General features: G+C 59.9%; 20 protein-coding genes and 2 pseudogenes. 10 read left to right on the top strand and 12 right to left on the bottom strand.

Features of this window, described 5'->3' with window-relative positions; genetic code table 11:
• Window positions 1-38 precede the first annotated feature (38 nt).
• Both BT125_RS29915 and BT125_RS29910 read left to right on the top strand, forming a co-directional pair.
• Window positions 39-537 (top strand): annotated as a pseudogene (locus BT125_RS29915) (response regulator transcription factor); the annotation flags it as partial.
• The gene (locus BT125_RS29910; protein ID WP_371857786.1) at window positions 537-1,397 is read left to right on the top strand and encodes a sensor histidine kinase; all 861 of its coding nucleotides are present in this window, start codon (window positions 537-539) and stop codon (window positions 1,395-1,397) included. The pseudogene BT125_RS29915 and the gene BT125_RS29910, both read left to right, overlap by 1 nt.
• Window positions 1,398-1,433: 36 nt before the next feature.
• Here the strand turns inward: BT125_RS29910 and BT125_RS02815 are convergent, their stop codons facing one another.
• Complete coding sequence (locus tag BT125_RS02815; RefSeq protein WP_072405083.1) at window positions 1,434-1,943, bottom strand: Lrp/AsnC family transcriptional regulator; 510 nt, start codon at window positions 1,941-1,943, stop codon at window positions 1,434-1,436.
• Between the two features lie 199 nt (window positions 1,944-2,142).
• Here BT125_RS02815 and BT125_RS02810 point away from each other — a divergent pair, with 199 nt between their 5' ends.
• Both BT125_RS02810 and BT125_RS02805 read left to right on the top strand, forming a co-directional pair.
• Window positions 2,143-3,159: a 1-aminocyclopropane-1-carboxylate deaminase gene (locus BT125_RS02810; RefSeq protein WP_072405082.1), complete on the top strand. Its 1,017-nt coding sequence runs from the start codon at window positions 2,143-2,145 to the stop codon at window positions 3,157-3,159.
• A 137-nt stretch (window positions 3,160-3,296) separates the two neighbouring features.
• Window positions 3,297-3,755: a transketolase gene (locus tag BT125_RS02805; RefSeq protein ID WP_072405081.1), complete on the top strand. Its 459-nt coding sequence runs from the start codon at window positions 3,297-3,299 to the stop codon at window positions 3,753-3,755.
• On the opposite strand, the gene BT125_RS29395 is transcribed toward BT125_RS02805, so the two are convergent.
• Entirely contained in the window at window positions 3,748-4,176 is a 429-nt protein-coding gene (locus tag BT125_RS29395) for a hypothetical protein (RefSeq protein ID WP_170866799.1), read from the bottom strand. The two genes, BT125_RS02805 and BT125_RS29395, sit on opposite strands and share 8 nt — an antisense overlap.
• A 44-nt stretch (window positions 4,177-4,220) precedes the next feature.
• Here BT125_RS29395 and mdeB point away from each other — a divergent pair, with 44 nt between their 5' ends.
• A complete protein-coding gene (mdeB, locus tag BT125_RS02795) occupies window positions 4,221-6,917 on the top strand; it encodes an alpha-ketoglutarate dehydrogenase (RefSeq protein WP_072405079.1) in 2,697 nt (898 codons plus the stop codon).
• Window positions 6,918-7,037: 120 nt separating this feature from the next.
• Here mdeB and BT125_RS02790 read toward each other — a convergent pair whose 3' ends face one another.
• The 7 genes from BT125_RS02790 to BT125_RS02760 form a co-directional block, all read right to left on the bottom strand.
• Entirely contained in the window at window positions 7,038-8,192 is a 1,155-nt protein-coding gene (locus BT125_RS02790) for a M20 family metallopeptidase (protein ID WP_072405078.1), read from the bottom strand.
• Window positions 8,189-9,613: a M20 family metallopeptidase gene (locus tag BT125_RS02785; protein ID WP_072405077.1), complete on the bottom strand. Its 1,425-nt coding sequence runs from the start codon at window positions 9,611-9,613 to the stop codon at window positions 8,189-8,191. The genes BT125_RS02790 and BT125_RS02785 overlap by 4 nt, the downstream gene beginning before the upstream one ends.
• Window positions 9,610-10,599 (bottom strand): ABC transporter ATP-binding protein, encoded by a 990-nt coding sequence (locus BT125_RS02780; protein ID WP_072405076.1) that lies wholly within the window; start codon window positions 10,597-10,599, stop codon window positions 9,610-9,612. The genes BT125_RS02785 and BT125_RS02780 overlap by 4 nt, the downstream gene beginning before the upstream one ends.
• The gene (locus BT125_RS02775; protein WP_072405075.1) at window positions 10,596-11,612 is read right to left on the bottom strand and encodes an ABC transporter ATP-binding protein; all 1,017 of its coding nucleotides are present in this window, start codon (window positions 11,610-11,612) and stop codon (window positions 10,596-10,598) included. The genes BT125_RS02780 and BT125_RS02775 overlap by 4 nt, the downstream gene beginning before the upstream one ends.
• A gap of 16 nt (window positions 11,613-11,628) precedes the next feature.
• Window positions 11,629-12,531 (bottom strand): ABC transporter permease, encoded by a 903-nt coding sequence (locus BT125_RS02770; RefSeq protein WP_072405074.1) that lies wholly within the window; start codon window positions 12,529-12,531, stop codon window positions 11,629-11,631.
• A gap of 9 nt (window positions 12,532-12,540) precedes the next feature.
• Complete coding sequence (locus BT125_RS02765) at window positions 12,541-13,458, bottom strand: ABC transporter permease (protein ID WP_064053624.1); 918 nt, start codon at window positions 13,456-13,458, stop codon at window positions 12,541-12,543.
• A gap of 105 nt (window positions 13,459-13,563) precedes the next feature.
• Complete coding sequence (locus tag BT125_RS02760; RefSeq protein WP_072405073.1) at window positions 13,564-15,084, bottom strand: ABC transporter substrate-binding protein; 1,521 nt, start codon at window positions 15,082-15,084, stop codon at window positions 13,564-13,566.
• Window positions 15,085-15,269: 185 nt separating this feature from the next.
• Between BT125_RS02760 and BT125_RS02755 the strand changes: the two genes are divergently transcribed.
• From BT125_RS02755 to BT125_RS02735, 4 genes and pseudogenes are all read left to right on the top strand, one after another.
• Window positions 15,270-16,184 carry a LysR substrate-binding domain-containing protein gene (locus tag BT125_RS02755; RefSeq protein ID WP_072405072.1) on the top strand — a complete coding sequence of 305 codons (915 nt, stop codon included), beginning with the start codon at window positions 15,270-15,272 and terminating at the stop codon, window positions 16,182-16,184.
• A gap of 767 nt (window positions 16,185-16,951) precedes the next feature.
• Window positions 16,952-17,857 (top strand): transcriptional regulator GcvA, encoded by a 906-nt coding sequence (gene gcvA, locus BT125_RS02745; protein WP_072405070.1) that lies wholly within the window; start codon window positions 16,952-16,954, stop codon window positions 17,855-17,857.
• Window positions 17,858-17,925: 68 nt separating this feature from the next.
• Window positions 17,926-18,754: pseudogene (locus BT125_RS02740) on the top strand (EamA family transporter).
• A gap of 34 nt (window positions 18,755-18,788) precedes the next feature.
• Window positions 18,789-19,550, top strand: a complete 762-nt coding sequence (locus BT125_RS02735; protein ID WP_072405069.1) for an SDR family oxidoreductase — start codon at window positions 18,789-18,791, stop codon at window positions 19,548-19,550.
• Window positions 19,551-19,664: 114 nt separating this feature from the next.
• On the opposite strand, the gene BT125_RS02730 is transcribed toward BT125_RS02735, so the two are convergent.
• On the bottom strand, window positions 19,665-20,915 hold the full coding sequence (locus BT125_RS02730; protein ID WP_072405068.1) for an MFS transporter: 1,251 nt from the start codon (window positions 20,913-20,915) through the stop codon (window positions 19,665-19,667).
• A gap of 48 nt (window positions 20,916-20,963) precedes the next feature.
• The gene (locus BT125_RS28305; protein ID WP_371857785.1) at window positions 20,964-21,161 is read right to left on the bottom strand and encodes an ester cyclase; all 198 of its coding nucleotides are present in this window, start codon (window positions 21,159-21,161) and stop codon (window positions 20,964-20,966) included.
• A 148-nt stretch (window positions 21,162-21,309) separates the two neighbouring features.
• Here BT125_RS28305 and BT125_RS02720 point away from each other — a divergent pair, with 148 nt between their 5' ends.
• Window positions 21,310-22,218 carry an MBL fold metallo-hydrolase gene (locus BT125_RS02720; protein WP_072405067.1) on the top strand — a complete coding sequence of 303 codons (909 nt, stop codon included), beginning with the start codon at window positions 21,310-21,312 and terminating at the stop codon, window positions 22,216-22,218.
• Here the strand turns inward: BT125_RS02720 and BT125_RS02715 are convergent.
• Window positions 22,212-23,108 (bottom strand): LysR substrate-binding domain-containing protein, encoded by an 897-nt coding sequence (locus BT125_RS02715; RefSeq protein ID WP_072405066.1) that lies wholly within the window; start codon window positions 23,106-23,108, stop codon window positions 22,212-22,214. The two genes, BT125_RS02720 and BT125_RS02715, sit on opposite strands and share 7 nt — an antisense overlap.
• Window positions 23,109-23,348 lie beyond the last annotated feature (240 nt).

Raw genomic sequence — 23,348 nt, 5'->3', positions numbered from 1 at the left:
GGATCGAACCCAATACCGTACCGACCGAAGCCAGCGCGATGCACGAGCGATCGTCATCGAGCACGATAAGCAAAACCGAGCAGCGTCACCTGCGTTTTGATGACGGTCGCCTTGGCAGTCGCAATGACCGAGCTTCGATCCAAGGCGTAGACGACGAGCAGCTCCCGGAACATGCCTCGCGATCCAGAGTGCTGGTGGTCGACGACAGCCCGGAGATGCTGGGCTACCTCAGCGAGCTTTTGCAAGACGATTATATCGTCGCCACCGCAACCGATGGAGAGCAGGCTTGGGCGCTGCTGCAGCTTCGACCCATCGATGTCGTGGTTTCGGATGTGATGATGCCGGAGCTCGACGGTTTCGGCCTGACAGCCAGAATCAAAGCCAGCGCCGGTTTTGCTCATTTACCCGTGATCCTGGTGACCGCCCGCGGCGGTAGCGAGGCTTGCGTCTCCGGGTTGGAGAGTGGCGCCGATGACTACATCGCCAAACCCTTTTCGCCGCTGGAACTCAAGGCTCGCGTACGCGCGGCGCTGCGCATGAGCCAGGTGCAAACCGAACTGCACGCGAAATCCCGCCAGGCGGGCATGGCCGAAATCGCTACGACTGTGCTGCACAACGTCGGCAACGTCCTCAATAGTGTGAACGTATCGGCAGAACTGGTCAGCAGCCAGATGCGCACCTCCAAGGCCCAGGGGCTGGGCAAGGTGGCGCAACTGATGAACGAACACGTCCATGACCTGAGCGACTTTCTCACCAAGGACCACAAGGGAAAGATGCTGCCTGACTACCTGCTCAAGCTGGCGGAGGTGGTGGCGGTAGAGCAACGGAGCATCATCGAAGAACTCGGGCAACTCACCAAGGGCATTGATCACATCAAAACCATTGTCGCTGCCCAGCAGTCCTATGCCGTTTCCGTCAGTATTGTCGAGACCGTGCCGGTCGCAGAGTTGATCGACGATGCCTTGCGCATGAGTGCTGGATTATTGGCGCGCCAGGAGGTGACGATGGTCAAGGACATTGCCGACTCGCCCCTGCTGCCGTTGGACCGGCACCGGGTGTTGCTGATTCTGGTGAACCTGATCGGCAATGCCAAGCAGGCGTTGGACGGCGTGATCGATCGCAGCCCATGCGTCACGTTCAGCGCGTCCCTCGTTGACGGGGCCGTATTGCGCATCACGGTGGCCGACAATGGCAATGGGATTGCGCCTGAGCACCTGAAGCGCATTTTTACCCATGGCTTCACGACGCGCAAAGACGGTCACGGTTTTGGCCTGCACAGCTGCGCGCTGGCCGCGCAGGAAATGGGTGGCAGCTTGACCGTGCACAGCGACGGGGTTGGGCAGGGCGCTACCTTTACTCTTGATATTCCGCTTGATGCTTCGCTGGGTAAGCGATGAATACCGAACCGATGCCTGCTCGGCCTGATTGGAGCCTCAAAGGGGAATGTGGGTGGTCGACAAGACCTGGCGCAACCCCATGAACGAGCGAATCTGGCGAACCCCGGGCAGGTAAAGCAGTTGCTCCGCGTGGAGTCGGTTGAAGCTGTTGCTGTCCTTGGTTCGTATCAACATGAAGTAGTCGAATTCTCCCGTCACCACATGGCATTCCATGCAGCCGGACACTTTTTGTGCCGCCGCCTCGAATGCGGCGAAGGATTCCGGTGTGGAACGGTCCAGCACCACGCCGATCAAGACCACCATCCCCGCATCCAGCGCTTCATTGTCCAGCAGTGCGACGATGTGCTTGATCAGGCCGACCTGCTTGAGCCGTTCGACGCGTCGCAGGCAAGCCGGCGCGCTCAGTTTGACCTTCTCTGCCAGCGCCACGTTGGAAATGGAGGCATCTCGCTGCAGGGCCTTGAGAATGGCGCGGTCGGTTCGATCCAGTGGCTGTGGCGTTGGGGCTGTTTCGGTTGGCTTCTTGCGAGTATTTATTGCGCTCATATGAGTTTCTACGCAGTAAAAGTATGTTTGATTGTTTTTCCTGAAAATTATGTTTCTTTAATTGTTAATAATTTGCAATACATATTCTTCGATTTCTTCTTAGTATTGAACTCATCGAAGCCCCCGTGGAAGAGCCTGGAATGCAGCCCTTTGCTTCTCGGCCTGGCGCTTGGATATTCAATAATCGAGGAGCAGAGTCATGAACCTGAATCGTTTTAAACGTTATCCGTTGACCTTCGGTCCATCTCCCATCACGCCCTTGAAGCGTCTCAGTGAACACCTGGGTGGCAAGGTCGAGCTGTATGCCAAGCGTGAGGATTGCAACAGTGGCCTGGCCTTCGGCGGGAACAAGACCCGCAAGCTCGAGTACCTGATTCCCGAAGCGATCGAGCAAGGCTGCGATACGCTGGTGTCTATCGGTGGCATTCAGTCGAACCAGACCCGCCAGGTCGCTGCGGTCGCTGCCCACTTGGGCATGAAGTGCGTGCTGGTGCAGGAAAACTGGGTGAATTATTCCGACGCGGTGTATGACCGGGTGGGCAACATCGAGATGTCGCGCATCATGGGGGCGGACGTGCGGCTTGACGCAGCAGGTTTCGATATTGGTATCCGGCCGAGTTGGGAGAAGGCCATGAGCGATGTCGTGGAGCAGGGAGGCAAACCGTTTCCGATCCCGGCGGGTTGTTCCGAGCATCCCTATGGCGGCCTCGGGTTCGTCGGCTTTGCCGAGGAAGTGCGGGAGCAGGAAAAACAACTGGGGTTCAAGTTCGACTACATCGTGGTCTGTTCCGTGACCGGCAGTACCCAGGCCGGCATGGTCGTCGGTTTCGCCGCGGACGGCCGTTCGAAGAAGGTGATCGGCATCGATGCCTCGGCCAAGCCAGAGAAAACCAAGGCACAGATCCTGCGTATCGCCCGGCATACCGCGGAACTGGTGGAATTGGGCCGTGAAATCACCGAAGAGGACGTGGTGCTCGATACGCGGTTTGCCTATCCGGAATACGGTTTGCCTAACGACGGTACGCTAGAAGCCATTCGCCTGTGCGGCAGCCTGGAAGGTGTGCTGACCGATCCGGTGTACGAAGGAAAGTCCATGCACGGCATGATCGAAATGGTCCGCCGTGGCGAGTTCCCCGAAGGCTCGAAGGTGCTTTATGCGCACCTGGGCGGGGCGCCGGCGCTGAACGCCTACAGCTTCCTGTTCCGCAACGGCTGATTCACGCCAGTGACCTGTAGGCGAGCGCTTGCTTACGAGGCGGTGGGGCAGTCGGCATGCATGTTGAATGTCACGGCCTCATCGTCGGATCGCCGCTTGGAGCAAGCCGCTGCAACCCAACCGCCGGGAGTACCGCCATGCATGGGATATCGCAATCCGCAGTCTGGATCAAGGAACCTTCGGCGGATGCCGGGGTGGTCATCGTGACCAGCGCCACGCTGCCCAAGTACATGATAGACAAGCTGCACGTGACGATAGATGACTGGGATCAGGTGGCCTATCTGGCCGTCACACAATCCGAGGCGTTGCTGGTCGACTGGTTGCGGGTCGGGTCCAGCCCGGAGCCGTCTGCCGGGGGCGGCGCGTGTTATGTCAGCCAACTGCTGCGCTGCGTCCCCCACGACAGCTTTCTGCTGGAAGTCGGCACGGTGCCTGGCCTGACCTGGCTGGGGTCCGTCTGCGGTCACCCGTTGCGCGTTGTCGAATTGGGAGCAATAGCCTCATCCACTGCGGCAATGGATCGACAGGTGGAAGACGTGTTATCGGCGACCCGGAGTCTGGCCAAAAGCGTGCTGCAGGCGCGCGGCGTCATTTAACCCTGTCCTCGTCAATTCGCCTGTTGAAACCAGAAAGGCAACGCTTATGAGTCGAACCGCCGATGGGCGTGTCCACGCAATGAGGTGGATGCGCGAGCCTTCCAGCTGTACGCGTATCGTGGTCATCGTGAGCGGACTCGATAGCGACCATATCGATTTGATCCATCAGGGATTCAGTTGTTTTGACAATGTCGCGCTGATCCATATCGATACGGTGAGCGATGCGACTGGCAAGCTCGTTGGCGTGCAAATGGCCAAGAGTGACTACTGTTTTGTGGTGCTCGGTGAACTGGATGAGCGCTTCTTGCAGGACCTTTCCATTGGTCAGCCATGCCTCTACCCAGTCGCACCAGACGAGGCGGCCGAACGCTCCGTCATTGCCGCGGTGGAGCAGGTAAAGCGCCTCGCCCGAGGCAGCCATTCGCGCCACCTTGAAGTGATACCCGACACCTGTAGGAGTTGCGTATGAACCTGTCCGATTCACATGCCCAATGGCCGGCCCAGGCTGCCGAAGATGAAGAAATGGCCGAGTGGCGTGAGGCTTTGCTCTCCGTCGCAGCCCACGGCGGCACGGGCCGGGCAAAACAGATCCTCGACATGTTGCTGGCTGTGGCCAGCACTTCGGGCATCGGCTGGCGCCCCAGCCATGGCACCCCTTACATCAATACCATCAGCGTTGAGCAGCAACCGGTGTTTCCCGGGGATCTGGCCATGGAGGAGCGTCTGGCATCGATCATGCGCTGGAATGCCCTGGCGATGGTTGCCCGGGCCAATCACGCCTATGGCGAATTGGGTGGACACATCGCCAGTTACGCCAGCGCGGCGGATCTGTTTGAAGTTGGCTTCAATCACTTCTTCAAGGCGCGCACCCCGACCGGCGGCGGTGATCTGGTGTTCTACCAACCGCACTCGGCACCAGGCGTCTATGCCCGGGCGTTCCTCGAGGGACGCCTGGAAGAAAAGGATTTGCAGCACTATCGGCAAGAGATCGGCGCGCGTGCCAAGGGCGCCCGGGGATTGTCGAGTTACCCGCATCCCTGGTTGATGCCGGACTTCTGGCAGTTCCCGACGGGCTCCATGGGGATCGGTCCGATCAGCTCGATCTACCAGGCGCGTTTCATGCGTTACCTGGAGCATCGCGGCTTGCAAAAGACCTCGGGGCGAACCGTTTGGGGGGTGTTTGGCGACGGTGAAATGGATGAGCCGGAAAGCATGTCGGCGCTGACCCTGGCGGCGCGGGAAGGGCTGGATAACCTGGTCTGGGTGGTCAACTGCAACCTCCAGCGTCTGGACGGTCCGGTGCGTGGCAACGGTCGCATCATCGACGAGCTTGAGGCGTTGTTCGGCGGCGCGGGTTGGAACGTGATCAAACTGGTGTGGGGTTCCGACTGGGACAGATTGTTTGCCCAGGATAAAGACGGCGCGTTGGTCCGGGCCTTGTCGGCCACGGTCGATGGCCAGTTCCAGACGTTCGCGGCCAAGGATGGGCGCTTCAACCGTGAGCATTTCTTCGGCCAGGACGAAGCCCTGGCGCATTTGGCCCAAAGCCTGAGCGACGAGCAGATCGACCGTCTCAAACGCGGTGGTCATGACCTTGTGAAGATCTTTGCCGCGTATCAAAGCGCGATGCTCGAGGGCAAGAAACCTACGGTCATCCTGGCCCAGACCAAGAAGGGCTTCGGCATGGGCGACGCCGGGCAGGGCAAGATGACCGTGCACCAGCAGAAGAAACTCGACGGTGAGGCGTTGATCGCGTTTCGCAACCGTTTCAACCTGCCGTTGACCGATGAGCAGGCTGTCTCCCTGAGTTTCTTCAAGCCGAGCGACGACAGCGCGGAAATGCGCTACCTGCATGCACGCCGCCGGGCGTTGGGCGGCTACATACCGGCGCGACCTTCGGCCAGCGAGTCATTGGCCGTACCCGACGTAAACAGCTACGCCGGGTTCGCCATCGCCGCCCAAGGCAAGGAAATGTCCACCACCATGGCCTTCGTGCGGATGCTCAGCGGCTTGCTCCGGGACAAGCAATTGGGTCCGCGCATCGTGCCGATTGTGGCGGATGAGGCGCGTACGTTCGGCATGGCCAGCCTGTTCAAGCAGATCGGGATCTACTCCAGCGTGGGGCAGCGTTATGAGCCGGAGGACATTGGTTCGATCCTCAGTTATCGAGAAGCCCTGGACGGGCAGATTCTCGAAGAGGGCATCAGCGAGGCAGGGGCGATCAGTTCCTGGGTTGCAGCGGCGACCAGCTATTCGGTGCATGGCCTGCCGATGCTGCCGTTCTACATCTATTACTCGATGTTCGGTTTCCAGCGTATCGGCGACTTGATCTGGGCGGCGGCGGATCAACGGGCCCGCGGTTTTCTGCTCGGTGCCACCGCAGGCCGCACGACATTGGGTGGCGAAGGTCTGCAGCACCAGGACGGCAACAGTCATCTGATGGCGGCGATGATCCCCAATTGTCGGGCTTACGATCCGGCATTCGCCGGCGAGTTCGCGGTGATCCTGGATCACGGCATGCGCCAGATGCTGGAGCGTCAGGTGGACGAGTTCTATTACGTCACCTTGATGAACGAAAACTACCCGCAGCCCAACCTTCCTGAAGGTGTCGAACAGGCCATTATCAAGGGCATGTATCTGTTTGCCCGGCATGAAGTCGAGGATGCGCGCGGACGAGTCCGGTTGTTGGGTTCCGGCGCCATCCTGCGCGAAGTGATTGCCGCCGCCGAGTTGCTGGCGGGGGATTGGGGGATCGACAGTCAAGTCTGGAGCGTCACCAGCTTCACCGAGTTGGCCCGGGAGGCACGGGAAGTGGAGCGCTGGAATCGACTGCATCCCGGACAACCTGCCAAATGCAGTCATGTCCAGAAATGCCTTCGCGACTCGGCGCCCATCATTGCCTGTACCGACTATGTGCGCGCCTTGCCGCAGCTGATCGCCAGTTATCTCGATGGCCATTACACCGTGCTCGGCACCGACGGGTTTGGCCGCAGCGATACCCGCAGTCAACTGCGCAGGTTCTTCGAAGTGGACCGTCACCAGATCGTCTTGAGTGCGCTGACCTCACTGGTGCATGAGGGGCTTCTGGATGCCAGTGTCTGTGCCGAGGCCATTGAACGCTACGCCATTGACGTTGACGCCATGGCCCCTTGGGACGCTTGAGGCCGGCTTCATCTTGTGGGAGCGAGCCTCTCGCGAAGGCGGTGGATCAGCTACATAGAGGCTGGACGTGTGTCCTGCTCTTGTTCTTACTTTGGACTTTGTTCTCGACGTCCCGTTATCTCAACTGCTCTCGCCAACAGCCAGGATGGTCGCCACCAACGCCTGGGCGCGAGGCACCAGCGTGTCCAGTTCCAGATATTCACGATCGGTATGGACTTTGCCACCCACCGGCCCGAGGCCACACAGGGTTGGAATGCCCAGGCTGGCGGTGAACCCGGAGTCGGCGCAACCGCCGGTAAACTCGCCTTCGACGCTGAAACCCAGTGCCAGGGCTTTTTGTTGGTAGATGTGCAGCAATCGTTCGCTGTGACGGGCTTCCATCGGTAGAAAGGTGGTCGCTTCCTTGAGGATGGCGTGGGTGCCGATCAGTTCTTCTTCGGCGACGATGGCCAGGATTGCGGTAAGGATCCGGTCCCAGTGCTTGAGTTCGATGAAGCGCACATCCAGCCGCGCCGAGGCGCTCGGTGCGACGGTGTTGCTGGACGTGCCACCGGATATCAGGCCCACATTAGTCGTGATACCTGCCGAGTAATCGGTCAAGGCATGGAGCTTGACGATCTTGCGTGCCAGGGCCTCGATGGCGCTAGCGCCGTCGGCATGGTTGACCCCGGCATGCGCCGCGCGACCGCTGACTTCGATGATCAGCGTGGCACCCCCTTTGCGTGCGCTGACCACGTTACCACTGGCCCGACCAGGTTCGGTATTGAGCACGGCGCGGGCGGCACGGGCTGCGTGTTCGATATGGGGTCTGGCGCTGCCGGAGCCGATTTCTTCGTCACCGGTGTACAGGACCTGCACCGGATAGGGCAGCGGGCCGGCGCGCTTGAGTGCCCTGAGGGCGAAGCAATTGAGCACCAGGCCGCCTTTCATGTCGGCGACACCGGGGCCAAAGGCAAGGTTACCATCGCGGCTGTAGCCGCGCGTCGCGGTGGTGCCTTTGGGGAACACCGTGTCGCGATGGCCCAGCAGCAACACCGGCTTGCCAGGTTCGCCTGGCACTTCGGCGAGCATCACGTCGCCAAAACCATCGACCGGCATGTGCTTGAGCAGAATGCCGTCCGCTTCCAGTTCAGCCGCGAGCAGCGCCCCCACCGCGTCGACGCCCGCTTTGTCATAGCTGTTGGAGTCGGTGTCGACGATACGCTGCAGCAACGCCTCCATGGCATGGCGCTGGTCGGCAAGCCAGTCCAGCGCCTGTTGTGACGTGGCGCTCATTGCGCCTGCTCCCGCAACTGATGTTCCTGAGTCAGCCGTGCCGCGTCGTTGCCCAGGTCCCAGAACAGCCCGGCCATGATTTGCAGGCTTTCCTTGACCACCGGTGCCAGCAAGTGCTCGTTCGGCGCATGTTGTGAGCAGGCCGGGTACGAGTGCGGCACCCACAAGGTTGGCAGGCCGAGCACGTCCGCGAACACATCGTTGGGCAACGAGCCACCGAGGTTTGGCAGCAGCGCGGGTTTTTTGCCGGTGGTCTGTGCCAAGGACCTGAGCGCCCAATTGACCCACGGACTTTGCGGGTCCAGCCGAGTGGCATGCATCACGTCGATGTGGCTTTGTTTGACTTCGACATTGCTGAAACCATGAGCATCCAGGTGGGCACGCACAGCCGGGATAAAGGTTGTGTAGTCGCTGTTCACCACGAAACGGATATGGCAGTGGGCATTGGCCTTGCCGGGGATCGCGTGCACGGGGGCGTCCGGGTTGCCGGTCTTGAAGGCGATGACGTCGAGGGTGTTCCAGCCGAACACCTTTTCGCTCAGCGAGAGTTCCGGATTACCCCAGTTGGCGTCGATTTCCGGATCGCCCGGTCCGCCACCGACGTCAATATCGGCCAGTGCCTGGCGAACCGGCTCAGGCAGTGTCTCGGGCATCAGGCCCGCCACTTTTACCCGACCATGCTCATCGACCATGCTCGCGATGGCATTGGCCAGAATGATGCCAGGGTTGGCCAGCAGTCCGCCCCAGTTGCCGGAGTGATGGGCGCCTTCGCGCAAATTGACCACCAGCTCGAAGTTGAATACCCCGCGTGAGCCGAGAAAAATCGTCGGTCGTGACGCTGCCAGGCGCGGGCCGTCCGAGGCGATGAAAACATCCGCGGCAAGCTCTTCGCTGTGGGCGGCACAGAACGCGTTCAAGCCCGGCGAGCCTTCTTCTTCGCCCATTTCCAACAGCAGCTTGACGTTGAACCCCAGCTTGCCGTCGCGAGCCCTGAGGGTTTGCTCCAGCGCGGTCAGGTTGATCAGGTGCTGGCCTTTGTTATCCGCCGTGCCGCGGCCGTACCAGCGATCGCCTTCGGCAATGACCTGCCACGGCGACAGGCCCTCACGCCATTGGGCTTCATAGCCGCGCACCACATCGCCGTGGCCGTAGCTGAGCACGGTCGGCAGTTCTGGATGCTCGATACGTGTGGCGATCATGAAAGGACCGCGTTCTGCCACCGGGTTGTCATAGATCTTGACGCTGAAGCCCATCGCCTCGATATGCGGAGTGATGAAGTCATGGAGGTAGCGATACAACTCGGGTTGACTGTCCGTTGCCTGGCTTTCGGTGTGCAAGGCGACGCTGCGTTCGAGCAAACTGAAAAATGCGCCGTTATCAAATTGCTCGGTGGTGTTGCTGATGGCCAGTGAACGACTCATGAGTGGACAAGCTCCAGTGTTTGGGCGGGATTGTCGTGAAGGTGGCAACGCACGTTGCCGCCAATAATCGGATCATTGGCCGGGTAGGCCGTCTTGCAGGGAGCGAAGCAGCTCGGGCAGCGCGGATGGAAGGCACAACCGGCGGGCGGGGACATCGGATTGGGGAAGGAACCGCGCAGGCCGATTTCGGGGATGCCCAGGCGCGGATCGGGGGTGAGCACCGAATCCAGCAAGGCGCGGGTATACGGGTGGCCGGGTTCAGCGAACAACGATTCGCGAGTACGTTCTTCGACGATGCGCCCCAGGTACATCACCGCGACCCGGTCGGCGAGGTGTTCGATGACCGCCAGGTTGTGGCTGATCAGCAGATAGGTCAGACCGAATTCGCGCTTGAGGTCTTGCAGCAGGTTGAGAATCTGCGCCTGCACCGACACGTCCAGCGCCGAGGTGGGTTCGTCGCAGATCAGCACGTCAGGACGCATGATCAACGCCCGGGCAATGGCTACCCGTTGCCGTTGGCCGCCGGACAGTTGGCTCGGATAACTGTCGATGACCCGCTTGGGCAGACCGACCACATCGAGCATCGCTTCGGTTTTCTTGCGCCGCTCGGCGGGGCTGCCGATGTCATGCACGATCAGCGGCAAGGTAATGATTTCGCGCAGTGTCTTGCGTGGGTTCAGCGAGGAATACGGGTCCTGGAATATCGGCTGAATGTGCCGGGCCATTTCCTTGCGATCCGTCGCCGCCAGATGTTTGCCATTGACCAGCACATCGCCGCTGGTAGGCGCCAACAGACCGAGCAGTAGCTTTGCCAGGGTGCTTTTTCCGCAACCGGACTCACCTACCAGGCCGAGGGTTTCGCCACGCATCAGGCGCAGGGAAACACCATCCACGGCTTTCAGGATGGCGGTGGGTTTGAAAAAGCCCTTGTTGATCCGAAACTCGCGACGGATGTCACACAGCTCTAACGTAATCTCTTTTTTCATGACCTTGCGCGCTCCAGAAGGCGAATCGGTGCCGGGGCCGGTGCGGCGAACAGGCAGCGCGCCATGTGTCCGTCCTGCTCGACTTCGAGGATGTCTTGCGCGCAGGCCGGTATCGCCTGAGCGCAACGATTGCGGAACGCGCAACCTTGCTGTTCACCTACCAGGCTTGGCACCAGGCCTGGAATCGAACCCAGGGCTTCGCCCGGTTTGGTCCGGCCAGGGATTGGAATACTGGCCAGCAGACCACGGGTGTACGGATGCTGCGGGTTCTCGAACAGTTGCAGGGCAGGGGCGGTTTCGACGATTTCCCCGGCATACATCACCGCGACCCGATCGGCGATCCGTGCCACCAGCCCTAGGTCATGGGTGATGAAAATCACCGCCAGGCCGAACTCTTTCTGGATGTCGCGGATCAAGCGCAGGATCTGCGCTTGGATGGTCACGTCCAGGGCCGTGGTGGGTTCATCGGCGATGATCAGGTCCGGTTCGCACATCAACGCCATGGCGATGATCACCCGCTGGCGCAAACCGCCTGAAAGTTGATGCGGGTACTGGCGCAAGCGTTCGGTGGCATTGCTGATACCGACTTTCTCCAGCATCTGCGCGGCACGAGCCAGGGCATCCTTGCGTGACACCTTGCGATGCTGAGTCAGCACTTCGCTGAGCTGATCGCCAATGCTGTACGCCGGGTTCAGCGAGGTCATTGGCTCCTGGAAGATCATCGCCAGACGGTTTCCGCGCAGGTCGCACATGTGCCGTTCGCTCTGGCCGAGCATGTTGATACCGTCCAGTGTCAGCCGGGACGCCGTACGTTTTGCCTTGCGTGGCAACAGGTCCATCAGCGCCAGCGAGGTCAGGGATTTACCGCAGCCGGATTCGCCGACGATGCACAACATTTCACCCCGTTCGACTTCAAAGCTCAGACCGCGCACGGCATGCAGCATGTCATCCGGCGTCGGGCTGTTGCCCATGGGGATGTCCACGCGCAGGTTTTCAACATGGAGTAGTGCCATGTCCGGACTCCTCTAATCAGTTGCGGCCGGCGGGCAGGATGAGATCGCGCAGGCCATCGCCGACCAGGTTGATGCCCAGCACCAGAATCATCAGGGCGACGCCGGGAATGGCGATGACCCACGGGGAAAAGAACATGTAGGGTTTGCCTTCAGCGATCATCAAACCCCATGACGGCGTCGGTGGCTGCACGCCAACCCCAAGGAATGACAGGGCCGACTCCAGCAGAATCGCGTGGGCCATTTCCAGCGTCGCGACGACGATCAGCGCGCCGACCAGGTTGGGCAGAATTTCACTGACCAGAATGCGCAGGGTCGAGCAGCCAAGCGCCTGGGCCGACGCCACATATTCAGCATCGCGAATCTGTTGCACCGAAGCCCTGACCACCACCGCGAAACGATCCCATAACAGGCAGCCGAGCAGCACGATGACCACTTTCAGCGAGCCGCCCATCAACGAGGCTGAGGCCAGCGCGACCATTACGACCGGCATTGCCAGCCGAGTGGTGATCAGGTAGCTGATGAACGCATCGACCTTGCCGCCGTAGTAACCCGCCAACAGCCCCATGACAGTGCCGATAAAGCCGGAAATCAATGCCGCCGCAATGCCGATGAACAGTGAGATACGTGCGCCGTAGAGCAATCGCGACAGGTAATCACGGCCCAGCTTGTCGGTGCCGAGGACGTATTCCCAGGTGCCGTTGGCCATCCATGCCGGCGGTTTCATGCGCAGCATCACGTCTTGCGCATAAGGATCATGAGGCGCCAGCCACGGGGCGAAGAGCGCGCCGGTGAATATGATCAGCAACAACACCGCGCCGATGGCGAAACCACGATGGCGAAAACTCTTGCCAAGGATTCGGCTCAGGCTGCTGGGGGGTGGCAGGTAGTCATTGATCGCGAGGGTAGTGGGGGTGCTCATGTAAGCCTCCTAGCGCACACGAATGCGCGGGTCGAGCAGTGCGTTGAGCACATCGGCCAGCAAGGTGAGGATGATGTAGATCACCGCAATCAGCAGGACCACGGCCTGTACCACCGGAAAGTCATCACGGGCGATGGCGTCCCAGGCGAGTTGTCCGATGCCTTGCAGGGAGAACACGGTTTCGATCACCACCGAACCGCCGAGCATGAAACCGAACTCCACCGCGGCCAGCGCGACGACCGGAATCAAGGCGTTGCGCAGTGCGTGCTTGAACAACACGCGGGCAGGGCGCAGGCCCTTGGCGCGGGCGGTGCGGATGTAGTCGGAACTGAGCACATCAAGCATGCCTGCACGGGTCAGGCGCATGATCGCCGGCGTCGCGTAGTAGCCCAAGGCAATGGCCGGCATGACGAAGTGCAGCAGGGTCGAATTGCCGGACACCGGCAGCCACTTGAGCGTCACCGCGAACACCACGATCAACATCAGCGCAAACCAGAAGCTGGGCATGGCCTGACCCAGTACCGCAATGCTCAAGGCCAGTCGGTCGATCCAGGTGTCGCGTTTGACCGCGGCCAGCACGCCCAGTGGAATCGCCACCAGCAAGGCGATGCCCAGCGCCATGGCTCCTAAACCGAGGGTAATTGGCAAGCGGCTGGCGACGAGGTTGTAGACCGATTCCTGAAAGAAAAAGGAGTTGCCAAGGTCCAGCCGCAGCAAATCACCCAGCCAGTTGAAGTACTGGGTCGGTAGCGGTTTGTTCAAACCGTATTGCACGCGGATCTGTTCGATCTGTTCGCTGGTGGCTTCCGGTCCGCCAATGGCCGTGGCCAGGTCGCCGGACAGGTGCAACAGAGAAAAGCTGATCACCGACACGGTAATGGCCACGCAAATAGCGATGCCCAGCCGGCGCAGAAGGAATCCAAGCATGGCAAGTTTCCTCATATCCAATGGATGGCAGGTGTGAGGAGGTGTCCGTGGTGCGGGTTGGTCCGCAAGCCACGGCACCTCTCGATCAATCCGCTCGGTTGCGGATCACTTCCAGCTGGACTGAACGAAACGCGGCAGCTCGTCCGGGTACGACGTGAACGCCAGTTCGGAGGTGTAGGCGTAGTTCATCGAGTAGTTGAACAGCGGCGCCCAGTACGCCTGTTCGCTGATGCGCTGCAACGCCTTGCGGTAGTTGTCCTTGCGCAGTTGCGGGTCGAGGGCGTTGTCGGCGGTCTGCAGCCAGCCCTGGACTTGCGGATCCTTGATGTTGTCGTCCGGGTTGCCCTTGAACCAGGTGCCGGCCGACGCCGAGGTGTCGAGGATCGAAAACGAGCCCCAGGCCTGAAACGACATGGGCACCTTGCCGCCACGTTGTTGATCGCGCAGGGCGGCGTACTTCAAGAAGCGCAGCTTGGCGTTGATGCCCACGGCGCGCAGGTTACCGATGATGGCTTCGACGTAATCACGGTCGCGATAAGCGAAGATTTCGGTCTCGAAGCCATTTGGGTAACCGGCTTCGGCGAGCAGTGCCTTGGCCTTGGCCGGGTTGTAGTCGTAGACCGTCGCCGCGCTGGTATCGCAGCCGAACTGGCCTGGATAACAGGCCACCTGCAGGGGTTTGGCTTCGCCCCCCACCAATTGCGTGGCCAGCGCATTGCGGTTGATCGCATGGTTGATGGCCTGGCGCACCTTGAGGTTTTTCATGGGCGAGTTTTCAGTGGAGGTGCCCCGAGCATCAAGAATCAGGAAGCCGATGCGCATGGTTTCGCCGCTCGTCACGGTCAGGTTCGGCATACCTTTGAGGTCGACTGCCTGATCCGAGGTCACACGCCAGGTCCAGTCGACACCATCGGTCATCAACTCGGCCAGGCGGGTTTCTGCATCCGGGATCACTCGGAATTTCAGGTGACCGATATGGGGCTTGCCTTGTGGGCTGTCTGGAAAGTAGTCCTTGTTGATCTCCATGGTCACGCCTTCGCCGGCCACCACAGACACGGCTTTATACGGTCCGGTACCGATTGGCTTGCGGCTGAATTCGGCCAAGCCGACCTTCTCGAAGTACTGCTTGGGGAACATCGGAACGGCGTTGGACAGGTATTCCAGTGCCGGAGGGAAAGGCTTCTTCAAGTACAGGCGGACGCTGTAGTCACCGGTTTTTTCGGCGCTCTTGATCCAGTCTACGTTTTGCACGGTCACGACTTTCGCTTCGGGCGACACCACGTAGTTGAGGGTGAACACCACGTCGTCGGCGGTGAAGGCGTCGCCGTTGTGAAATTTGACGCCTTTGCGCAGCTCAAAGTCGATGGTGGTGTCGTCGACCTGTGTCCAGCGGGTGGCCAACATGGGCTTGTATTCGCCGCTGTTGGGATCGCGGTAGATCAGGTTGTCCCAGATCAGCCGGCCGAGAATCACGCCTTCGCGCAGATCGTTGTGATAGGGGCTGATGTTTTCAGGTTCGCTGTCGGAAGCGTAAACCAGGGTGTCGTTGGCTTTACCGGCATGAGCCGGAAAACTGCTGATGATGCCCATCAGCGCGATAGTGCAGGCGAAACCTTTGATGCCCATGCCGTCGTCTCCGTTGGCGAGAGTGGTTGAATCAAAGGGCAGCGAATCGCAAACGCGTAAAGGAGGGTAAAAAAACAGGTCGTATTTTTTTTGATCTGGACACGAATGTAGGGAAAGGCTATCAATGCCACAAGAATAATATTTCGATACTTCCTTTGCCGAAAAGGCAATCCTTGGGGGCGCCGATGCAACTATATGGTGTGCAGTCCACGGCACTGCGCTATTTTCTTGAAGTGGCGCGATGCGGATCGATCAGCGAAGCCTCGGTACGGCTGAACGTCGCGGCGTCAGCGGTGAGCCGGCAGATTGCCAAGCTTGAGTTGGCCCTGGATGCCAGCCTGTTCGAGCGTCGTGCTCGGGGCATGGTGCTGAGCGAGGCGGGGGCACGACTGGCGGCTTATGCGCGCAAGTCGCAGCTTGAGGCCGAGCAGGTGGTGCTGGAAATTACCGAGCTGCATGGCTTGCAACGAGGTCATGTGCGTGTTGCCTGCTCGGAAGGCTTTGCGCTGGAATACATGCCCAGGACCATTAGCGCGTTCCGGCGTGAGTATCAGGGCATTCATTTCACATTGGAGGTCTGTGCGCCTGCCGAAGCGACCGAGAAGGTTCGCTCCGGCGAAGCCGATCTGGCGATGACCTTCAGCCTGACACCGCAAAGGGAAATCAAGGTCGAACATGTCCTGAGCGGGGCGATTTTTGCCGTGGTCTCCAACGCTCATCCTTTGGCCGGGCGTGAAGCGGTCAGCCTCGCTGAGTTGCAACCCTGGCCCATTGCGTTACCCAAGGCCGACACCACGATACGGCAACTGTTCGACATCTGTTGCGGTGTCCAGGGGTTGTTGTTCGACCCGGTGTTGACCACCAATTACGTTGCCTCGCTCTATAGCTTCGTCCGCGAAGAGGGGGGCATCAGCCTGGCCAGCGAAATGACCTTGCACAAGCAGGTGGCGGACAAGGCATTGCAATGTTTGCCAATCCTCGATGAAGGCATGCATGCGCGGCGCATCGAATTGCAAAGCATGGCTGGACGCAATCTACCGGCAGCGGTTTGTGCATTCAGGGATTTTCTGATTGCGGATTTGGCGAAAGCCAAGCTCTGAGCCGGGTGAGTGTGTTTTCAATGCTTGCATGACGTCATTCGATTTTCTAGACCATCAGCCGCCGGGCCCCTGCGCCGAGCTGCCGATGAACCTCTGTTGTCGGCGAAACAGCCGTAGTGCTAAGGCTGGACTGTGCTCTTGGTGGAGACGATTTTGCCGTAGCCTTCCATTGGCGGTGTCTCGACCACCCACATACGCTCGCTGCGACATTTGAACTTCACACCTTTGCGCGGCGCCATGACTCTGGCCGTCTCCATACACATTGCCCTGGTCGCAAAGGTAGGCCCTGGTTTTCGTTCCTCGATACAGCCTTCAATGCCACTGCAGATCGTCATCACAACAAAGTAAACAGTCATCATCTCAGTATTGCTCCCTTGCGCGATGCGAGTGATTACAGCCTGTAGTCCAGGTGGGCTGGCCTAACCTGTAGCGGGGGGTTGCCTGCGGATAATGAGCTTTGATTCAAATCGCCAGCAATGGCACGTTGGTACCGCGCGTCGGGAAACTGTCGCTGTATTAATATATTTTTATTTAATCGATTTTTATGCCAATAACTTGGCGCCATCCGCGCGCAAGGGAAGGGTGAACGCAGGCCCATAAACACCCGGAAACCTCTGTGGAAGACCCTGTGGGAGCCGAGCTTGTCGGCACATTCAAAACCGCACTGCAGGCTGACCCAGCGCCAGCGAGCCCGTCGCTGCTCAGCTTGCCTACAACGACAGTGGCAAAGGCGTTAGCATGAACGTTTACTCATAGAAGGGAACATCATGCGAAACCTGCCTCCTTCTTCGAGCCTGCGCGCCTTTGAAGCCGCTACGCGGCACGCCACGTTCACTGCGGCGGCAGAGGAGTTGCATGTCACACAGAGCGCAGTGAGCCACCAGCTCAAGCATTTGGAACAGCTCTGGGGACTGCAACTGTTTCATCGCGGTAACTCGCTGCACCTGACCTCGGCGGGCGCAGCGCTTGCGCCCATCGTGCGGGAGTTCTTCATGAAGCTCGAGGCCACCCTGGCCGATTTGCGCGAGCAAAACGGGCGGCAGCGGTTGAGCGTGAGCACGACCTATTCTTTCGCCTTGAAGTGGTTGCTGCCCAGGCTTCCTGATTTGGCGCAAGCGCATCCGGAAATCCTGCTTACCCTGGACAGCACCGATAGCCCCATCAACTTCTCGACGACAGACCCGGACGTGGCTATCCGCCTGGGCAACGGGCATTTCCCTTCGCTGTTTTCAGAATTCCTGTTCCGCGAGCAGATTTTCCCAGTCGCCAGCCCGGCATTGCTTGCACGCTTTGGTACGCCTCAAACGGCCGCCGAATTGCTGCGCTATCCACTGCTTACGCGCGATGGCGCAGCGTTGGTACCGAAATGGGAGCAATGGTTTGCCCAGGTGGGCGTCGAGGTCACGACCTTGAAGGAAAGCATCCGCTACGCAGATACCAATATGACCATCGAGGCGGCGCTCTTGGGACAAGGTATCGCGCTGGCACGCAGCGGGCATGTCGAAGCCGAACTCAATGACGGCCGTCTTGAAAGGCTTTTCGAGCTGCCGTGTGCATCGCCTCTGGCGTATTACTTCGTATGCCCCAAAGGGATCGAGACTCAGCCTCATATCACCCGCTTTCGTCGTTGGCTGGTTACCCAGGCCCTGGACGCTCAGCACGCTTATACATGAGGTTTTCCTCATGCAGGGATGAAGAGACTTCGCTTTTTTAGCGCGACTCGATCGTTCTAGGATGATGCATGTCCTTACACATCATCTGCCTCGTCTTGTTCGCCGCGCTGCTGCACGCCAGCTGGAATGCCATGCTGCGTGGGGGGGGCCGACCGTTTGTGGTCCATGACCATCATGTGCGTGGCGATAGCCTTGGCGAGCGTCGTCGTGGCGGTGCTGTTGGAGCTACCCGCCCGTGCCAGCTGGTTTTGCATCGGACTCTCTGCTGTATTGCACGTGGGTTACAACCTGTTCCTGGTGCGCAGTTACAAGTCTGGTGACCTGGGCCAGACCTATCCAATCGCCCGCGGTGTATCCCCGATCCTGATTGTCCTGGCCGCTTCGCTGTTCGCGGGTGAGCGTGTGGCGCCGAGTGGGCTGCTAGGTATTGCGTTGGTGTCGACCGGAATCCTTTCGCTGGCGTATACCGGGCGCCGGCGGGCGCTACCTGACTTGCCCTATGCACTGGGAACCGGTTTTTTCATTGCCGCTTACAGCGTTGTCGATGGCATAGGTGTTCGCCTCTCCGGGGCGCCCATGGCCTACACCGCCTGGATGTGCCTGTTGTGGGGCGTGATGATGCCCCTGGTTTATATCGGACTGCGAGATGCCAGAAGCCTCTTTGCCTTGCGGCCAGGTATCGCCGTGGCCGTCGCTGGCGGGCTGGTTTCATTGCTGGCCTACGGCGTCGTGATCTATGCCATGGCCCATGCCCCGATGGGGGCGGTGTCCGCCCTGCGCGAAACCAGCGTCATGTTCGCCGCTTTGATCGGGTACGCATTTCTTGGTGAAGCATTGACCTTGCGCAAGCTGTTGGCCTGCGCCGTCATTGCCCTCGGTACGCTGGTGATCGGCTGACATTGCTTTTTTCATTTGGCTGTGAGGATTGACCATGAATGACCGTTCGCAAAAACCCGTGATCCTGATCACCGGAGGCGGGCGCGGGATCGGGGCGGCGACCGCCCTGTTGGCCGCTGAGCAAGGTTACGACGTCGTGCTGACCTACATCGCCGATGAGGCGTCGGCGTTGGCGGTGGCAGCGCAAGTCGAGGCCAGGGGGAGCAGTGCCTTGGCGGTGCGTGCCGATAACGCCGACCCAGCCCAGGTCGCCGAACTCTTCGCCACCCTTGACCTGCGCTTCGGACGAATAGATGTGCTGGTCAACAACGCTTCGATATTGGCCCGCCAATCTCGCTTGGAAGATCTTGGCTTCAAGCGCATGCAGCGAGTCTTTGCAGTCAACACCTTGGGCCCGATGCTCTGCGCGCAACACGCGACTCGGCGCATGGCCTACCGTTATGGCGGGCGTGGCGGTGCGGTCATCAATATCTCTTCGGCGTCAGCCCGCCTCGGTAGCCCGAATGAATACGTGGACTACGCAGCGTCCAAGGGGGCGGTTGAAACGTTCACGACCGGTTATGCCAAGGAAGTAGCCCGGGAGGGTATTCGTGTCAACTGCGTTCGCCCCGGGCATATCTATACCCAGATGCATGCGAGTGGGGGAGAGCCGGGCAGAGTCGACCGGGTGAAGGACACGATCCCCATGGGCCGTGGCGGCCAGCCGGAGGAGGTGGCGCGGGCCATTCTCTGGTTGGCGGGGCCGCAGGCTTCGTTTGTGACGGGGACCTTCCTGGATGTGACCGGAGGGAAGTAGACCGGCTATCAAGTGCTTCTTTCAGATGACAGCATTCGATTATTGCCGCTGTACCACGATGCGCAGGTCAGTTTGATGCGTCTCCTGCAGGAAGGCGAGGTGCCCAAGTGAAGGTCAGAAAACGGTTTTCTTGAAGGGGCGAGCGGGGATGCCCCGAGAGAACGACAAAATGGCCAGCACCTGCACGATGACCGCTGCTGTCACGACAGCGACGATGGCGTGATTCGGATCAGTGAAGGCGGCGCGCAACAGGCCAAAAAAGGCCGGGGCGAAGGCGTAGGTGGCCTGGCTGATCGCAACCATCAGGGCGATCACCCTGGCGGTGTGTTCACGGCTGAACTCAGCCTGTGCTATCAGCGGCGGCAAGGAGGTGGCATTGCCAATGCCCGAACCGATCAGCACCACGGCTATCCAGGCCGCTGTCGGGTGAAGGTCCAGGCCCAGAAGCATCAGCGTGCCCAGCATCTGGACGGTATAACCAAGGCAAGCCAGCTGTCGGCGATTCATACCTTGGGTCATCAAGCGTGCGGCGACATATCGCCCGCCTATCGCACTGGCGGTGGCCAGGCCCATGGCGAATGAGGCGTCATACGCCCCCATGCGTCCCACCAGGATCGAGTACAGGTGCGCGATCAAGCCGATCTGGGCGAACAGCCCCAAGGACATGCCGGCTGCCAGGGTGCGGAAACTGGCCGACCTGAGCGTCTGCATGGTGGTCCATGGCGTAGCATTGGCGCTGATTGGCACGGATTCCGGCGGGGCTGCATTGTCGGGATGTTGTCCCAGACCTTGTGGGTTTTTGTTGAAGACCAGAAAGGCGAAAGCGCCTATGAGCAGCACGGCGATGACGCTGATCAGCGCCGCCGCCGGGGCAAATCCGAAACGCTCGATCAGCCACACCCACAGCGGCGAAAAGATCACGCCTCCAAGGCTGGCGCCGTTATAGGCTTTGCCCAAGGCCTTGGGTCTTTCCTTGACGTACCACGGCGCGATGAGAGTGTTGACGGCCGCGGCACCCAATGTCACCCAGCCCATACCCGACCAGACGGCACCGGCATACAGCACCCAAGGTTGGTTGGCCTGCGCCCAGAGGTTCACGCCGATGCCCAGGACGATGCTGCCAAGCAAGGTGACGGCGGGGATGCCGAAGCGTGCATAAAGTCTTGGCAGGTTGGCGATGACCACCGTGCCGCTGAGAAAGTGCAAGGTCACGGCAGCCGAGACCTGGGCGATTGGCCAACCCGTGCGCTCAATGACCGCCTGCATGTAAATCGGTGGGCCATAGAAGCCGATTCCCCAACCGATCATCGCCAGGATGAACGTGCAGGCCAGTACGGTTTTTCCAAAAAAACGGGTGTGTGTCATCGCCATCTCCTCCAAGGTGGCTCACAGACTATGCGCTCGCCAGGGGCCTCACTTCGTGGTGCGTCGAATAATGGATGTCGAGAACAATTGCCTCTTGGATTGGTTTTCCGGCAGAGCTTCGATCGCTTGTTTGTCGATACTCGACCAGACCTCGCGGATCCTGCTGTCCTCGAACGCGTAGAAGACGTTCTCGGCGAAGGAGATCCGTGCCTCATGAACCGCAAGGCCCAGGAAATCTCCCGCGATTTTTCCGATACGCGTGCTGGATGCTTTAGTTGCCTTGAAGTATCCCGCTTTAAAAATCGTCCATTGATGGGCGGAACCGTAGACGGTGAGATAGGGACGACAACATTGCGCTGTCGCCCATCCATTCGATTAAAAAGGTCTGCAGTCCATGCGCTCGCTCGTCAAACTCTTCGCTCTTGCTGGTTTCACGCTGCTCGGCATTCCCTTCGTCACTCAGGCGCAGGGCGTTCCCGAGGCGGCCAGTCCGGCATTCGTGGTACACAAGCTGACGGACTTCCTCTACGCCATCGGCGAACCCCACTACTACCAGAAAAACTTTTCCTACCTGCTGGTGGGGACGAACCAGGCATTGATGTTTGATTCGGGGGCGAACCAGAAGGAAGACATAACTGAAGTAGCGCGCGGGATCACTGACAAGCCGCTCTCGATGTTGCCTTCACACCTGCATTTCGACCACCTCGGCGGGCTGCATAACTTTCAGAGCATCTACCTGGTGGATACGCCGTTCACGCGTCGGTTCAAAGGAAAAGATAGCCTCTACCACGTACCGGAGCCGGTCTACCTGGGCAACATCGATCACATGGTCGTGCCCCCTTTCAAGGTGGCACGGCTGATACAGCCAGACGAGACGATTGACCTGGGCGGTCTCAAGGTGCGCCTGATGAGCGTGCCGGGTCACACACCGGACGAAGTGGCGCTTTACGATGAGACGCACAACATCCTGCTGGCCGGGGACCACCTCTATCCGTCCTGGCTGTTGGCGGGGAACCTGAAGGACTACGTCGCTTCTCTGGACGCCACACTGAAGGTGATTGATCAACAGACCGCCATCTATGGTGCCCACGCTGGCGAGGACCCGACCCAGGTACCGGCCATGACCTATGCCGATGTGCGGGCGATCCGCGACAAAATGGTCCAGATCCAGGCCGGGCGCGCCAAGGGTGAAGCCTTCAGCGATCCGGAACTGATCAAGAGCTCCGAGCTTTATATGGTGGAGAAGGACATCAGCATCCTCACCAACATCCGTTTCAACGACGGCCGGGGTTACGGCTACTGATCGGACTGCCCACTGGTGGTCAGCAACCAGTCGATGAATGCGCGGATTTCCGGGCGTTGACGGGTCGCCTCGGAGCAGGCTACGTAGTAGTTGTGCACCGCTTGCACCGAGATCGGCAGTGGCCGTACCAGGCGCCCTTGATCGAGGTCCCGGGCGGAAACGAGTTCATCGCTCAGCGCCACACCAAAACCGTCCCGCGCGGCCTGCAAGACCATGCCGAAGTCTTCGAAGTGGATATCCTCGACGCCGCCACGGCTGAAGCCGGCCTCGACCAGCCATTGCTTCCACTGGCTTCCATCGTCTTCGTGGAGCAGTCGGTGCCGTGCCAGGTCTGCGACTTCGTGAATGGCTTGGGTACCGCGCAAGTATCGTGGGCTGCACACCGGAGTCATGTAAATGCCATGCAGCAGCCGCCACCATAAGCCTGGCCAGGGCGGCGTACCATAGACCACTGCTACATCGGCGCGGCGCCAGTCCACTTGCGGCATGCCCGCTGCGGTGATCACGTTCATTCGCACTGAGCGGGAGGCTTCCATGAAGCGCAGCAGTGCCGTGGTGAGCCATTCCACGCCTTCGGCCGGGGGAATGGACAAGGTGATTTCGACCTGTACCGGTTCATCCGTGTTCCCGCTGCGCAAGGCGTCCACCGCGTCGCTGATCTCGCTCATGGCGTTGGCAACGCGCTTTTGTAGTTGGCGACCGTTGCTGGTCAATACCAGCTGACGGCCGCGCTTTTCGAACAACTCCACCCCGAGGCTGGTCTGCAGGGCTTTGACTTGCTGGCTCACCGCGCCGACGGTGACATGCAACTCCACCGCGGCCGCCGCCAGGCTGCCCAAGCGGGCCACGCTTTCGAATACCTTGAAACTGTGCAATGGAGGAAGTGTCATCTCATCTCATCTCTCGTGAGGGCCGGGACAGGAAGGATGTTACAAACTTGCTATTTCCCTTTCGGGCCGATGACAGCAGAGCCGACTATCCTTGCGGACACCGAACGTAAACGCTGCATCCATAAAAAAGAGACGCCATGTCACATTATGATCGCGCCATCGGCTCCAGACCCGGCATCTCACGCGGCGATCGAACCTGTTTGACCAGGTTCCGGTTGCTCCGGAGAGTTTCAATGACGA

It is taken from the genome of Pseudomonas sp. NFACC04-2 (genome assembly GCF_900119265.1).
Classification (GTDB): domain Bacteria; phylum Pseudomonadota; class Gammaproteobacteria; order Pseudomonadales; family Pseudomonadaceae; genus Aquipseudomonas; species Aquipseudomonas fluorescens_AA.
This window is presented reverse-complemented; position numbering and strand designations above follow the sequence as displayed.